The organism is Streptococcus sp. oral taxon 071 str. 73H25AP (assembly GCF_000146755.1).
In the GTDB taxonomy this organism is placed as follows: domain Bacteria; phylum Bacillota; class Bacilli; order Lactobacillales; family Streptococcaceae; genus Streptococcus; species Streptococcus oralis_T.
The window spans coordinates 1-565 of sequence record NZ_GL397260.1 but is presented as its reverse complement, the minus strand read 5'-3'; the positions used below and the strand labels follow the sequence as shown (position 1 = coordinate 565).

Genomic DNA, 565 nt, shown 5'->3' with positions numbered 1-565 from the left:
CTTTCATGCTTCCTGCGTAACCGACTCCATACCATTTGCCTGCAAGTAAAATGCTGTTTGATGTTTCGCCAACTTCTTTGACGGTGTACTGATGAGCTTCGCCACCAAGGGTCGCAGAGACGGGCAGTTGCTCAAAGCTAGCTGTCCAATTGTTATCTTTGGTCAACTCTTGTACTTGACCAGTTGCGGCTCCGTCTTTGTAGAGTTCGACTGTGACACTGTCTACAGGCGCGTCGATCTTGTTGCCATCTGAGTCTTGCCACTCTTTGGTCACTTTAACATCTCTGGTTGGTGGGATCATTGGAGCCCACGGAGTCTTTTCTTTATTGGTGATGGTAAAGCCTTCTTTCATGCTTCCTGCGTAACCGACTCCATACCATTTGCCTGTCACTTGAATGTTGTTTAAGATTTCGCCAACTTCTTTGACGGTGTACTGATGAGCTTCGCCACCAAGGGTCGCAGAGACGGGCTGTTTCTCAAAGCTGGCTGTCCAGTTGTTGGCTTTGGTCAACTCTTGTACTTGACCTGTGGCCACGCCGTCTTTGTAGAGTTCTACTTTGACACT

Annotated in this window: 1 protein-coding gene; it reads right to left on the bottom strand. The window is 48.3% G+C overall.

Features of this window, described 5'->3' with window-relative positions:
* Nucleotides 1–565 (bottom strand): Cna B-type domain-containing protein (locus HMPREF9189_RS11840; protein ID WP_000314880.1); only part of this gene is annotated, 565 nt, incomplete at both ends.